We start from the raw sequence: 14023 nt of genomic DNA on the forward strand, positions 1-14023 counted from the left end.
AAACTATGAAACGCATTTTATTCTACACCGATAACCTAAAAATTGGCGGTATTCGCACTGTCGCATTAAGTTATTTAAAACTATTGGTAGCTAATCCAGATTATCAAGTGGATTTACTATTAAATAATCAACCACGCGATAATGTATTTGACTTATTGCCTAAAAGTATCAATAAACATTATATTTGTACTGATGCGGAAAATGAATTTGAAGTATTTTGCACTTTGGTTTTAGGTGGTGGCATCAGCATAAACCGACCAAAGGAGTATTTTCAATCTTGGGCTAATGCGATCAGACATAAATATAAACAAAATTTGCTACATTATTTAAACGATCGCCCATCTTATGATGTGATTATCAACTTTAATGGCGATCTTGAAGCATTTTTGTGCGATTATGATATAAACCAATACACAAAAATTATTCGTATTGTACACAGTGATATCGATATTAAACGTTTACACAATAATCCAAATTATCATCGTATTGTATTAGATAAACAACAGGCTTTTATTCTGATTGCCGAAGATATGCAACGCCATTTTGAACAAAGGGCGGAGCAAATTGGCTTGAATTTAGCGCCCAAAAAAGTCGTGACTTTATATAACCCTATTGATAGAGAAACGATTTTGCATAAACTCACAATAAACAATAACGATCCAGTATTACAGCAAGATTATATTCTGTCCGTCGGCGGTTTATATGACGGTAAAAACCAAATACAAATGCTGGATATTTATGCTACGCTCAAACAAAAAGGCGTTAATCAAAAATTGTACATTATTGGTGAGGGCTATACGCGTTCACAATTAAGCGAAAAAATCACCGCACTTGGCTTGGAAAATGACTGTTTCTTGTTAGGACTTAAAGATAATCCATTCCCTTATATGCAAAATGCCAAGCTATTTATTCATACTTCGTTAAATGAAGGGTTACCCACTGTATTTATTGAAAGTATGATTTGCGGTACGCCTATTGTTGCTTTTGATTGCCCTACGGGTGTCCGTGAAATTCTGGATAACGGCAACTACGGCGGTTTAATCCCTATGGGTGATGAACAAGCGTTTGTAAACAAGGTGTATCAACTCTTAAATGATGAAAATCAACGCCAAGCCTATATTGACAAATTCCCCGAAGCGGTAGAACGTTTTAGTTTTGAGCGGATTGGTTCGCAGTTATATCAGTTAATTGATGATTTATCCGAGAAAAGATGATGAAAAAAATCTTAATAATCCACCCAGCCTTAGTAGTCGGTGGTGCAGAAGCGGTTTTATTAAATTATTTACAGATTTTAGCTAAAAATCCTGCCTATCAAGTAGATATGGTGTTTTTAGAAAATCGCGTTAATGCCAATAGAGATAAAATCCCAGCTAACGTGAATGTTTTCTTTATGCTAGATCGCTTTCAATCTGAGTTTTTTATTTTATCCGCCATTGCGCAAGAGAACCGATCATATTGGAATTCCTGGAATATTGCCTTAAAACAAGAAGTTAATCAAAGATTGCTTAACCATATCAATCAACATTCGTATGATGCCATTATTGATTTTCATCGGAATGACACGTCATTTTATGATTTCTTAGCCAAATATGATTTGAATTCTAGGATTGCGGTAGTGCAGTGGATACATAGTAGTACGACTGCGGCATCTTGGCGAGAAGATCCGCAGTATGCCAAGATTGTGATGAATAAATATAGCCATTTTATTGCTATATGTGAAGATATGGCAGGGGATATAAAAAACACGTTAGCCCATTTATCTATACCAAATAAATCCGTTGAATTACTTTATAATCCTTTAGATATTGCCCTAATTAAAGAAAAATCCCTACTCATTGAGCCACAGGATCAGGGTTATTTAAATGATGACTATATTCTCCAAGTAGCACGTTTAGATGAGCGCCAGAAAAATCATTTAGGAATGATTGAAATATTCTATCAACTGAAACAAAAAGGGATAAAAGAAAAACTCTATATTGTCGGTGATGGCGGTTCTAAGCCTTTGTTAGAAGAGAAAATCAAATCGCTAAATTTAGAAAATGACTGTTTATTGCTCGGCGAAAGAGCTAATCCTTTCCCTTTGATGAAAAATGCAAAATTATTTATCCATACAGCGAATTTTGAAGGTTTACCAACGGTATTGATTGAAAGTATGACTTGCGGCACACCTATTGTTGCCTACGATTGCCCGACAGGTCCAAGTGAAATTTTAGACAACGGCAACTACGGCGGTTTAATCCCGATGGGCGATAAACAAGCGTTTGTAGACAAGGTTTATCAACTTTTAAATGATGAAACTCAACGCCAAACCTATATTGACAAATTCCCCGAAGCGGTGGAACGTTTTAGTTTTGAGCGGATTGGGAAACAGTTGTACGAATTGATTGATGGATTGGCTTAATTCCCTACGGTTTTGCCCCTCTTTTTTGCGATTTTTGTGATCTGCATTCCAAAACTGCGGTAAATTTATTGTGTATTTTACCGTTTTCCTTGAAATTATGTCTTGTTGAACTTGGTTAGAACAGGTTCAACATCACATTATTATTCATTTTTCAACAAGGAAACATTATGAAATCCATAAAAACACTCGTCAGCACTATGTTATTTGCCGGTACATTATTAAGCAGTAGCGCGGTATTGGCAGACACGCCAGCGACCACGGCGACGCCACAAGTTGCCACGCAAACGGAAACTGTTACCGTGGCTCAAGCGACGGCATCTGTCGGTGATAAGCTGAATATTAATAGCGCGAGCGCCGCGGATATCCAAAAAGCCTTAATTGGCATTGGGGCAAAAAAGGCGGAGGCGATTGTGCAATATCGTGAAAAGCATGGCGCCTTTACGTCCGTAGAACAATTATTGGAGGTGCAGGGCATTGGTCAAGCCACTTTAGATAAAAATAAAGATCGGATTATTTTCTAGTTATTGGCCAATCATTAATCAAAAGCCATTGCAATGTCATGGCAATGGCTTTACAATTTCGGTACTTTATATCAGAAACTGAAAGGATAAAAAAATGACTAGCATTAACTTTAATATTCGTCTGGACGCTGGCTTAAAAGAACGCGCATTTTCGGTGATCGAAAGCTACGGATTAACGCCGTCACAAGCCATTAAGCTATTTTTAAATCAAATTGCAGATACTAAATCGGTGCCGTTATCATTTGATCATCATGCAGATACGCCAAATGCGGTGACCAGATTGGCGATAGAAGAACTGATTGAAAATCGTAAGACTAACCATCTAAAAACCTACAATAGCTTTGAAGAAATTGTACAAGATAGTTAATACGATTGATCAGACTTGGCACGCACGCCGAACTCTTTTAAATATTAATCTATGGCATATCCTTGTGGTGAAAGTAATTGACCATCTAAATAGGCTTTGCCATCAATTTCTTTCAAACGATCATCAACAAACCATTTCACCACCAAAGGATAAATTTGTAATTCTTGCTCTCTGACGCGTGCTTCAATATCGGCGACGCTATCTTCAGGAAAAATAGGCACTTTTGCTTGTAAAATCACCGCACCGCCATCTACTTGCTCATTGACAAAATGCACCGTAGCACCATGTTCCGTTTCGCCAGCGTCTAACGCCTGTTGATAGGTGTTTAAGCCACGGAATTTTGGCAATAATGACGGATGAATATTTAAAATCTTGCCGGAAAAGCGTTGGGTAAATTCCGCGGTGAGAATTTTCATATAGCCAGCTAACACGATCAAATCTGCCCCAAGACCAGCAATAAAATCCCCGATAGCTACATCCATTTCGACATTGCTTTGATAATGTTTACGTTCAAAAAGTGCGGTGGGAATATGGGCATTTTTGGCACGTTTTAAACCGTAAGCATCCGCTTTATTGCTGATTACCGCCACAATCTGCCCATTAATTATGTTATTTTCGCAAGCCTTGATAATTGCTTGTAAATTGGTGCCTGAACCTGAAATAAGAATAACGATTTTTTTCATAAAGATAGGTCGTAAATTGAAAAATGAAGGGCGGACATAGGGATCCGCCCTGAATATTATTGAATAATGACTTGTTGTTCGCCTGCTTGTAACGGTTCAATTTGACCGATTAACCAAGCGTCTTCACCTGCTGCACGCAACACGGCCAAGGCTTTTTCCACATCTGCTTGTGGCAAGGCAATCACCATGCCCACACCGCAGTTAAAGGTGCGGTACATTTCATAGGTTTCAATATTGCCTTTTTCTTGCAACCAGTTAAACACAGGCTGCCATTGCCAGCTTTTTTCATGAATAACCGCTTTCAAGTTCTCAGGCAATACCCGTGGAATATTTTCCCAGAAACCGCCACCGGTTAAATGCGCAATCGCATGCACATCCACATTTTCAATCAATGCTAACACCGATTTGACATAAATTTTGGTCGGTGCAAGCACTTGTTCGCTTAACGGACGACCTGCCAACTGCTCTGTGGCAGGGTTGACGCCGGAGACTTCAATCACCTTACGCACTAAAGAATAACCATTGGAATGTGGACCACTTGACGCTAATGCAATTAACGCATCGCCCGCTTGTACTTGCGAACCGTCAATAATTTTAGATTTTTCCACCACACCGACACAGAAGCCCGCTAAATCGTAATCACCAGCGTGATACATACCCGGCATTTCCGCGGTTTCACCGCCGACCAAAGCACAACCTGATTGTACACAACCTTCCGCAATGCCTTTCACCACATCAGAGGCCACCTCTACGTCCAATTTTCCGGTGGCATAATAATCCAAGAAGAACAAGGGTTCTGCACCTTGCACCACTAAATCATTGACGCACATTGCCACCAAGTCAATCCCAATCGTATCGTGTTTTTTCAAATCAATGGCTAAACGTAATTTGGTGCCAACACCGTCTGTACCTGAAACTAAAATCGGTTCTTTATATTTGCTTGGCAACGCACATAACGCACCGAAACCACCTAAACCGCCAATCACTTCAGGGCGAGTAGTGCGTTTTACGTGCGGTTTAATCCGTTCAACTAATTCATTGCCCGCGTTAATATCCACGCCAGCGTCTTTATAACTTAATGAGGGTTTGCTCACGATATTGTCCTTTTGTTCGAAATTTTGCCGTATTATACCGAATTCACAGATTTACGTAAACGTTTGCGTAATGGTATTTAAAAGAAAAAGGGTTACGAGGCGTTAGGTGACGACGGGGTCGCTAACCTTTTTTTCATTAACCGCGTTATACCACGGAATGATACCAAGACGAAGAGTAACAGATACAACGGTTTATTGCCTAACACCGCATAAGGCGTCTTGCCTTGGGTTGGGGCGATTTTTTGGGTTAACGCGCTTTCCACAAACTGCGGTGCTTTTTGGATGACATTGCCTTGTGCGTCAATAAAGGCGGTGACACCGGTGTTGGTGGCCCGAATGACCGGCTTGCCTAATTCTAAGGCTCGCATTCTGGCCATTTGGAAATGTTGCCAAGGACCGTAGCTGTCACCAAACCAAGCATCATTGGAAACGGTTAAAATAAAATCGGTATCGGATTTTAAATTGGCTTGTAATTGGCTGCCTTCAATAATTTCATAGCAAATTGCGCCCATAAAATGACGACCTTGGCTGACGAGATCAGGTTGGATAGCGTGACCACGTTGGAAAGCAGACATGGGGAGATTAAAGACCGATCCAAGAGGACGCAATAAACTTTCTAAGGGGACATATTCCCCGAATGGTACGAGATGATGTTTATTGTAACGTTGTGCCGTATCAGAACGGTACTGGCCGTCAACTAAGGCAATGGAATTAAATAATTTTCCGCTGTTGTTATCATGATGAACGGTGCCGATCATAATATCCGTATGGGTGGTTTGACTGGCTTGATTTAATTCCGCAAAAAATGGCTGGATACGTTCTTCTAAGGCGGGTAGGGCGCTTTCGGGTAGAATAATCAGATCGGATTTGCCAAGATGTTGGCTAATTAACTTGGCGTAAATTTGTAAGGTGGATTGTAAATAGTCGGGATCCCATTTTAGCGATTGGGCAATATTGCCTTGCGCTAACGTGATGGTAATGGCTTTTTCTTCCACGGGTTTGGTGTAATCTCTTTTGGCTAAGGTCGCAACGATACTAACCACAACAGCAAGAGCGATATTTGCGATTGCAAGGTTGAATTTTCGAGGGCGGGAAGTGAAAGCAAAAACAGCATTAAAAATCACCGCACTTAACCAAACCACAAAGAACGTTAAACCAGAGACCCCGAAAATAGGCGCAATGCCCGCAAAAGGGCTGTCAATTTGGGTATAGCCAAATTGGAGCCACGGAAAACCGGTAAATAACCAACCTCGTAAAAATTCGGTCAATGTCCAAATTGCGCCAAAGATAACAGGGCTTGATACTTTAAAGCGTTGGACTAAATAACTGAAGAATAAAGGGAAAAGCGCTAAATAACAGGCAAGAAGTAATACCAATCCATAGCTTAACCAGAGGGGAGAACCACCGAATTGGTGAATACTGACATGTAGCCAACTGGTGCCAATGCTAAAAAAACTCACGCCCCATAAAAAACTGGCCCGAAGTGCGGTGCTTTTTGGGGGAATTTTAGCCACATAAAGCAAACCAAACACAGAAAGGTAGGCAATGCCCCAATAATCAAAGGGAGAAAAGGCAAAGACGCCCACGCCACCTGAGATTAACGCAATAAGATAGGGTAAGCCTCGCATGATTATTCTTCCGTGTTGTTTTCAATATGGCTGATGGTTTCTAATTGCTCATCCGTCACGGTAATACGTAACTGAATAATCCGGCGGCTGTCGGCGGAAGTGACTTTAAAATGGATGCCGTCTAGCTCAATTTCTTCGCTTCGTTTGGGTAAATAACCAAAGGCTTGCATAATCACGCCACCGATAGTATCCACTTCTTCATCGGCAAAATGGGTGCCAAATTTCTCATTAAAATCATCAATATCCGTTAACGCAAGCACCGCATAAGTATGGCGAGAAAGTTGGCGGATATTGGCAATCACTTCTTCTTCATCAAATTCATCTTCAATATCGCCGACAATTTGCTCTAAAATATCTTCAATGGTCACCAAACCTGAAATGGCGCCAAATTCGTCCACCACGATTGCCATGTGAAAGCGTTCAGTACGGAAATCTTTCAGCATGCGATCCACCCGTTTACTTTCTGGCACAATTACCGCAGGGCGTAAGATCGCTTGGATAGTAAATTCGTCTGGCTGTTCTCGCAGAAATTGCAACAGATCTTTGGCGTGTAAAATCCCAAGTACGTTATCTCGTTCATCCGTAATCACGGGAAAACGGGAGTGTGCGGTGTCAATAATGGTATCAAGGCAACTTTCGAGATCAAGATCGTTTTCAATAAAGACGATTTGCGCACGTGGGATCATAATATCCCGAACGCGCAGTTCAGCGATTTCCATGACGCCCTCGATCATTTCTCGGGTGTCTTGGTCAATGAGATCATTTTGTTCAGAATCCCGAATGACTTCCACTAATTCTTCACGGTTTTTCAGTTCGCCCTGAAAAAAGCGACCAAATAAAGATTGAAAGAACGATTTTTTTTGATAAGTATCGGTTTGAGTTGGGTTATTCGAGTGTTCGTCCATAGTTTTTTTCGTTTATTTTCTTTTACATTCCAAGAAAAATGCTTTGCTAGATAAGCCGGCTTGCCTTGCCATTGATTTAATTAATGCTTTATCAAAGGGGGAAATGTGTTTATCTACGGTGACCAGAAATTTTCCTTGATTATCAAGCCTCACCCATTGTTCATGGGCAGTCCCTGTTTTGGGTTTCATGGTAAAACCAAGGCGTTTTAATGCCGTGGTGACTTCTTTATAGGTTAATGGCGTAATTCGCGTGAACATTATGCGTAGCAATCTTCTTCAAAAAATGCTACTTGTTTTTTATTGCCATTTTTCGCCGATAAAAATTTAAACCAATAATATTTGATCCACAAAGAAAGCGGTGCGGAACGATTAAGCAATTGTATGGCGTATTCAGGTTCGGCATTGATTTCTTCAATAAAATCTTGAATTTGCATATCCAATTTTTGAATGGCTTCATCCATACTATCGGCTTGAGCAGCAAGAGAAAGGTCAAGACATACCGCAATAAATAAATTATTTTCTCGGTATGCCATACAACGAATGAGTTTACGATATTTTTTCATAATCTTACCTTTTTATCCTTGTTGCTATCTTAGTGTTCGTTGTTTGTTCTGTCAACAGTTTGAACCGCGCCAAAAAACAAAAGCTCGATATATTCGAGCTTTGTTGGTCAATATTGAATTATCTCGCACGGAAAATAATGCGCCCTTTGCTTAAATCATAAGGGGTCATTTCCACGGTCACTTTGTCACCGGTTAAAATACGAATATAGTTTTTACGCATTTTACCTGAAATATGCGCCGTCACCACGTGACCATTTTCTAATTCCACACGGAACATTGTGTTTGGCAAGGTTTCCAAAATGGTGCCTTGCATTTCAATGCAATCTTCTTTAGACATTAATTGATTAATCCTTTTTTCTTTAACATAAATATAAAAAACGGGCGAATTATACTATTTTGTCGCCTGTTCTGAAAGCATTAATTTGATAAAATGTGATTAAAACTGTACAATAGCCAACCGATTTTATGACCCGATTAACAAATTAATTAACATGACGCAAAAATTACATATTAAAACCTGGGGCTGTCAAATGAATGAGTATGACAGCTCAAAAATGGCAGATTTATTATTAAGCACCCATGGCTTAGAACTTACTGAAGAAGCCGAAGAAGCGGACGTATTGTTGTTAAATACTTGTTCCATTCGTGAAAAAGCCCAAGAAAAAGTATTCCACCAGCTCGGGCGTTGGAAACAGCTAAAAAAACATAATCCAAATTTAGTGATTGGCGTGGGCGGTTGTGTGGCCTCACAAGAGGGGGCGCATATTCGTGATCGTGCACCATTCGTGGATATTATTTTTGGCCCACAAACCTTGCACCGTTTGCCCGAAATGATTAATCAAATTCGGGGCGGAAAACGTGCTGTGGTGGACGTGAGTTTCCCTGAAATTGAGAAATTTGACCGTTTGCCTGAACCAAGAGCCGAGGGGCCAACGGCGTTTGTGTCGATTATGGAAGGCTGTAATAAATACTGCTCATTCTGCGTAGTGCCTTATACTCGTGGTGAAGAAGTGAGTCGTCCTGTGGATGATATTTTATTTGAAATCGCCCAACTTGCCGAGCAAGGCGTGCGTGAAGTGAACCTGTTAGGGCAAAATGTGAATGCCTATCGTGGCGCAACCTTTGATGGCGAAATTTGTTCTTTTGCGGAATTGTTGCGTTTGGTGGCGGCCATTGACGGTATTGACCGCTTACGTTTCACCACTAGCCACCCAATTGAATTTACTGACGATATTATTGAAGTTTACAGCGATACGCCAGAACTCGTGAGTTTCTTGCATTTGCCGGTACAAAGTGGGTCAGATCGGGTATTAACCATGATGAAACGTAATCACACGGCGTTGGAATATAAAGCGATTATTCGTAAATTGCGTAAGGTTCGTCCGAATATTCAAATCAGTTCGGATTTCATTGTGGGTTTCCCGGGGGAAACGGATCAGGATTTTGAAGATACCATGAATCTGATTGCGCAAGTGAATTTTGATATGAGCTTTAGCTTTATTTACTCGGCTCGCCCAGGGACACCTGCGGCAGATTTGCCTGATGATGTGAGCGAAGAGGAGAAAAAACAACGTTTGTATCTGCTGCAACAACGTATTAATAACCAAGCGGCGCAATTTAGCCGTGCTATGTTGGGGACAGAACAGCGTGTTTTGGTAGAGGGGCCGTCTAAAAAAGACATTATGGAACTCACTGGTAGAACCGAAACCAACCGTATTGTGAATTTCAAAGGCACACCAGATATGATCGGCAAATTTGTGGACATTAAGATTACTGACGTGTACACCAATTCCTTGCGTGGTGATGTGGTGCGTACCGAAGATCAAATGGGCTTACGTGTGATTCAATCACCACAAGCCGTGATTAATCGAACGCGTAAAGAAGATGAATTAGGGGTTGGCAAATATGCCGCTTAATTAAAAAATTCTGGTTATTTTCACCGCAGTTTTTGTTCTCAAATAAAAACTGCGGTTTTTTTTCACCAAAAAATGCTTTTTACTGTATAAACTGCTTGTCAATTAAACGATCTAAGTATAGAATTGAACAAAATGTGGGAAAAAGTGGAGTTTTGTGTCGAATGACCTCGCTTAACACGCATTTTCAAGTAAATAACGGACTGAATAAGGCAAATAACAATGTTTCGTGGTGCAACAGCGGTGAATTTAGATACAAAGGGACGTCTTGCGATCCCGACCCGCTATCGCCCAGAAATTCTTGAACAAAATCAAGGGCAAATGGTCTGCACTGTGGATATTCGCCAATCTTGTTTATTGTTATACCCCTTGAGTGAATGGGAAACCATTGAGCAAAAATTGTTAGCCTTATCGAATTTTGACCCCGCGCAACGCAGTTTACAACGTGTCATGTTAGGGTATGCCACGGAATGTGAATTAGATAGCGCCGGTAGAATTTTAGTCAGCGCGCCATTACGTCAACATGCGAAATTAGAAAAAAATATCATGTTAGTCGGTCAGCTCAATAAATTTGAGATTTGGTCTGAAGCGGAATGGCACGCACAAATTGAACAAGACATGGCACTCGGTTCAAGTGGCCAATTTGCCTTGTCAGACGCATTAAAAACGCTCTCTTTATAAAGAGGGCAGCACTAGCAAACTCACTTAAGGGACAAAGATCCTCCGGTGAGATAATAAAAAAGGTGGCGAGCTAGAATTTTCTAGCTCCGCTCAACCTGATGAATACCTTTCTTGGATTAATTTTAGTTTTGGGATAATTTTATGAATGCGCCAAATACCTTATGTCAAACGCATATCACTGTGTTACTTCATGAAGCAGTGGATGGCTTGGCGTTGAAAGAAAAAGGTATTTATATTGACGGCACTTTTGGCCGTGGCGGGCATTCTCGTTTAATCCTTTCTCAACTGGCGGAAAATGGGCGCTTGATTGCCATTGACCGTGATCCGCAAGCTATTGCGGAAGCCAACACTATTCAAGATCCCCGTTTTCAGATTGAACATAACAGCTTTTCAGCCATGCCAGAGATTTGTGAAAAATTAGGTTTAGTCGGCAAAATTGATGGTATTTTGCTTGATCTTGGTGTTTCCTCTCCGCAACTGGATGATGCTGAACGTGGCTTTAGTTTTATGAAAGATGGCCCGTTGGATATGCGCATGGATACCAGCAAAGGGCAATCGGCGGCGGAATGGTTGGCGAAGGTATCGGAAAGTGATTTAGCTTGGGTGTTGAAAACCTTTGGCGAAGAACGTTTTGCTAAACGTATTGCGACGGCGATTGTGAATTATAATAAAAATGCCATGCAAAATAATCAGCCCATTTTACACCGCACGTTGCAATTAGCAGAATTGATTGCCAATGCGGTGCCGTTTAAAGATAAGCATAAACATCCGGCTACACGCAGTTTTCAGGCGATTCGTATTTTTATCAACTCAGAATTAGACGAATTAGAAACCGTGTTAAATTCAGCAGTGAAATTGTTAGCCCCACAAGGTCGTCTATCCATTATTAGTTTCCATTCGTTGGAAGATCGCATGGTCAAACAGTTTATGCGTAAGCAAAGCAAAGGCGAAGATATCCCGAAAGGATTACCTTTGCGTGAAGATCAAATTCAGCGTAATCAAACTTTAAAAACCGTCGGCAAAGCCATTCAGGCCAGTGAACAAGAAATTGCACTTAATCCTCGTTCACGCAGTGCGGTATTACGTATAGCGGAGAAATTGTAAATGAGCGAACCTCTTTTAGATAGCCAACGCTATCCTTTACAACAGATTTTAATTCAGGATATTTTTTCTGCCAACAAACTGGCCTTGTGTTTATTATTGGCTATTGTGGTGACCGCGGTGGGGACGATATGGATTACTTATCAAACCCGTGCGTTAATTTCGCAAAAAGGGATGTTGATTTATGAAGAAGAAAATCTTGAAAATAAATTTTTGAATTTAACCTTAGAAGAAGATTCTTTAAGCGATACCCATCGTATAGAATCTATGGCGATTGATGGGTTAGGCATGAACCGTGTTAAACCCGAACAAGAGGTGGTGATTGTAGAATGAAAGTGAAATTTAACTCAACACGTCATCAGACGAAAACAAAAGGCGCGGTGAAAAAATCCGTCAGTTCATCCAGTGTTAAGCCGAATAAACCGACCAAGATCTATGACAATAGTTTCTTAAAAGGTCGTTATCGTTGGGCCCTTGGTTTTGTGTGTTTTGGTTTATTTACCTTAGTGGCACGTGCCACCTTTGTGCAAGCCATTGATGTGGATAGCTTAAATAATGAGGCGGATAAACGTTCTTTACGTGAACAAAAAATCTTATCACCGCGTGGTTCGATTTTAGATCGTAACGGCCAATTATTATCGGTGAGTGTGCCGATGTATAATATTAAAGCGGATCCTAAATTTATTTTAGAGGGCAACTATTTAGCCGATAAAGAACGTTGGAAAGCCTTAGCCGATTCTCTTGAAATCAATTATAAGGATCTTGTGGCTAAAATTGAAAGTAAGCCAAAGGCGAGAGATATTATTTTAGGCCGTCAAGTCACCAAAACTGTGGTGGATTATGTACATCAATTAAAAATCCCAGGGATTGTATTCGAAAATGATTTCCGTCGTTTTTATCCAAAAGCAGAAGAAACCGCCCATTTAATTGGATTTACGGATATTGATAATAATGGGATTGAGGGCATTGAGAGAAGTTTAAACAATGAGTTAACCGGAAAAGCGGGATTACGTTCTTATCGTAAAGATAAAAAAGGCAATATCGTTGAAGAAATTGCGGATGTGAAAAAATATGCCGCCCACAATGTGGTGTTGAGTATTGATGCTAAATTGCAATCCATGGTGTATCGCGAAATTGCCAAAGCAGTGTCCGAAAATAAAGCCGATTCAGGGACTGCGGTGTTAGTGGACGTACGTACTGGCGAAGTGTTAGCCATGGCAAATGCCCCTTCTTATAATCCGAATAAACGTACTGGGGTGTCGGAAGAATTAATGCGTAACCGCGCCGTCACCGATACCTTTGAGCCGGGTTCTACGGTGAAACCTTTTGTGGTATTAACCGCACTTCAACGTGGCGCGGTTCGCCGTAATGAAATTATTAATACCGGACCCTTGGTCTTATCCGGTAAAGAAATCAAGGACGTTGCGCCACGTGATCAACAAACCTTAGATGAGATCCTCGAAAATTCCTCTAACCGTGGTGTGAGCCGTTTGGCCTTGCGCATGCCGCCTACGGCCTTAATGGAAACCTATCAAAATGCAGGGTTAGGGAAATTAACTAACTTGGGTTTAGGGGGCGAGCAAGTGGGGATGTTAGGCGCGAATCGTGCGTCTTGGTCAGATATTGAGCGGGCTAACGTGGCATTCGGTTACGGTATTAATGCCACACCATTGCAAATTGCACGGGCTTATATCACCCTCGGCAGTTTTGGTATTTATCGTCCATTGTCAGTGACCAAAGTCGATCCACCGGTGATTGGTAACCGTGTTTTTTCTGAAAAAATCACCAAAGATGTGGTGCATATGATGGAAAAAGTGGCGATAAAAAATAAACGAGCCATGGTAGAAGGTTATCGGGTCGCGATTAAAACGGGTACGGCCAAAAAATTAGAAAAAGGACGTTATGTAGATAAATATATGGCTTATACTGCTGGCCTTGCACCGGTGACCGATCCACGTTTTGCTTTAGTCATTTTAATTGATAATCCAAAAGCCGGTCAATATTATGGTGGCGCGATTTCTGCCCCTGTCTTTTCCAGCATTATGGGCTATACCTTACGGACTTATAACATTACCCCAGATGCAGAAGGCAGTGCGACTAATATCCGTAATATCAAACGTGTCGTCCGTTTAAATGACCAAAGCAACGGAAAACAAACAAATTAAG

At 40.9% G+C, this 14023-nt stretch carries 16 protein-coding genes; 9 read left to right on the top strand and 7 right to left on the bottom strand.

Features of this window, described 5'->3' with window-relative positions; all coding sequences use genetic code 11:
- Positions 1-5: 5 nt before the first annotated feature.
- The 4 genes from ACTG7X_RS00295 (at position 6) to ACTG7X_RS00310 (ending at position 3289) form a co-directional block, all read left to right on the top strand.
- Positions 6-1214, top strand: coding sequence for a glycosyltransferase (locus tag ACTG7X_RS00295; protein ID WP_439256575.1), 1209 nt, complete (start codon positions 6-8; stop codon positions 1212-1214).
- On the top strand, positions 1214-2401 hold the full coding sequence (locus ACTG7X_RS00300; RefSeq protein WP_439256576.1) for a glycosyltransferase: 1188 nt from the start codon (positions 1214-1216) through the stop codon (positions 2399-2401). Before ACTG7X_RS00295 ends, ACTG7X_RS00300 begins: the two co-directional genes overlap by 1 nt.
- A 167-nt stretch (positions 2402-2568) precedes the next feature.
- Positions 2569-2922, top strand: a complete 354-nt coding sequence (locus ACTG7X_RS00305; RefSeq protein WP_439256577.1) for a ComEA family DNA-binding protein — start codon at positions 2569-2571, stop codon at positions 2920-2922.
- A 94-nt stretch (positions 2923-3016) separates the two neighbouring features.
- Positions 3017-3289, top strand: a complete 273-nt coding sequence (locus ACTG7X_RS00310; RefSeq protein ID WP_439256578.1) for a type II toxin-antitoxin system RelB/DinJ family antitoxin — start codon at positions 3017-3019, stop codon at positions 3287-3289.
- Positions 3290-3333: 44 nt separating this feature from the next.
- Here the strand turns inward: ACTG7X_RS00310 and purN are convergent, their stop codons facing one another.
- From purN to infA, 7 genes are all read right to left on the bottom strand, one after another.
- Positions 3334-3972 carry a phosphoribosylglycinamide formyltransferase gene (gene purN / locus ACTG7X_RS00315; RefSeq protein WP_439256579.1) on the bottom strand — a complete coding sequence of 213 codons (639 nt, stop codon included), beginning with the start codon at positions 3970-3972 and terminating at the stop codon, positions 3334-3336.
- A 56-nt stretch (positions 3973-4028) separates the two neighbouring features.
- Entirely contained in the window at positions 4029-5066 is a 1038-nt protein-coding gene (purM, locus tag ACTG7X_RS00320; protein ID WP_439256580.1) for a phosphoribosylformylglycinamidine cyclo-ligase, read from the bottom strand.
- Between the two features lie 92 nt (positions 5067-5158).
- Entirely contained in the window at positions 5159-6694 is a 1536-nt protein-coding gene (gene lnt, locus ACTG7X_RS00325) for an apolipoprotein N-acyltransferase (protein ID WP_439256581.1), read from the bottom strand.
- A gap of 2 nt (positions 6695-6696) precedes the next feature.
- A complete protein-coding gene (gene corC / locus ACTG7X_RS00330) occupies positions 6697-7599 on the bottom strand; it encodes a CNNM family magnesium/cobalt transport protein CorC (RefSeq protein ID WP_439256583.1) in 903 nt (300 codons plus the stop codon).
- Between the two features lie 12 nt (positions 7600-7611).
- Entirely contained in the window at positions 7612-7857 is a 246-nt protein-coding gene (locus ACTG7X_RS00335; RefSeq protein ID WP_439256584.1) for a type II toxin-antitoxin system HicA family toxin, read from the bottom strand.
- Positions 7857-8162, bottom strand: coding sequence for a hypothetical protein (locus tag ACTG7X_RS00340; protein WP_439256585.1), 306 nt, complete (start codon positions 8160-8162; stop codon positions 7857-7859). Before ACTG7X_RS00340 ends, ACTG7X_RS00335 begins: the two co-directional genes overlap by 1 nt.
- A 118-nt stretch (positions 8163-8280) precedes the next feature.
- Positions 8281-8499 (bottom strand): translation initiation factor IF-1, encoded by a 219-nt coding sequence (gene infA, locus ACTG7X_RS00345; RefSeq protein WP_132301427.1) that lies wholly within the window; start codon positions 8497-8499, stop codon positions 8281-8283.
- A 154-nt stretch (positions 8500-8653) separates the two neighbouring features.
- Here infA and miaB point away from each other — a divergent pair, with 154 nt between their 5' ends.
- The 5 genes from miaB to ACTG7X_RS00370 all read left to right on the top strand — a co-directional run bounded on the left by miaB (position 8654) and on the right by ACTG7X_RS00370 (position 14022).
- Complete coding sequence (gene miaB, locus ACTG7X_RS00350) at positions 8654-10078, top strand: tRNA (N6-isopentenyl adenosine(37)-C2)-methylthiotransferase MiaB (RefSeq protein ID WP_439256586.1); 1425 nt, start codon at positions 8654-8656, stop codon at positions 10076-10078.
- A 219-nt stretch (positions 10079-10297) separates the two neighbouring features.
- The gene (gene mraZ, locus ACTG7X_RS00355) at positions 10298-10756 is read left to right on the top strand and encodes a division/cell wall cluster transcriptional repressor MraZ (protein WP_439256587.1); all 459 of its coding nucleotides are present in this window, start codon (positions 10298-10300) and stop codon (positions 10754-10756) included.
- Between the two features lie 141 nt (positions 10757-10897).
- Positions 10898-11860 (top strand): 16S rRNA (cytosine(1402)-N(4))-methyltransferase RsmH, encoded by a 963-nt coding sequence (gene rsmH / locus ACTG7X_RS00360; RefSeq protein WP_439256588.1) that lies wholly within the window; start codon positions 10898-10900, stop codon positions 11858-11860.
- A complete protein-coding gene (gene ftsL / locus ACTG7X_RS00365) occupies positions 11861-12190 on the top strand; it encodes a cell division protein FtsL (protein ID WP_439256589.1) in 330 nt (109 codons plus the stop codon).
- Positions 12187-14022 (top strand): penicillin-binding transpeptidase domain-containing protein, encoded by a 1836-nt coding sequence (locus ACTG7X_RS00370; protein WP_439256590.1) that lies wholly within the window; start codon positions 12187-12189, stop codon positions 14020-14022. Before ftsL ends, ACTG7X_RS00370 begins: the two co-directional genes overlap by 4 nt.
- Position 14023 lies beyond the last annotated feature (1 nt).

This window comes from Lonepinella sp. BR2271 (genome assembly GCF_051851515.1).
GTDB lineage: Bacteria > Pseudomonadota > Gammaproteobacteria > Enterobacterales > Pasteurellaceae > Lonepinella.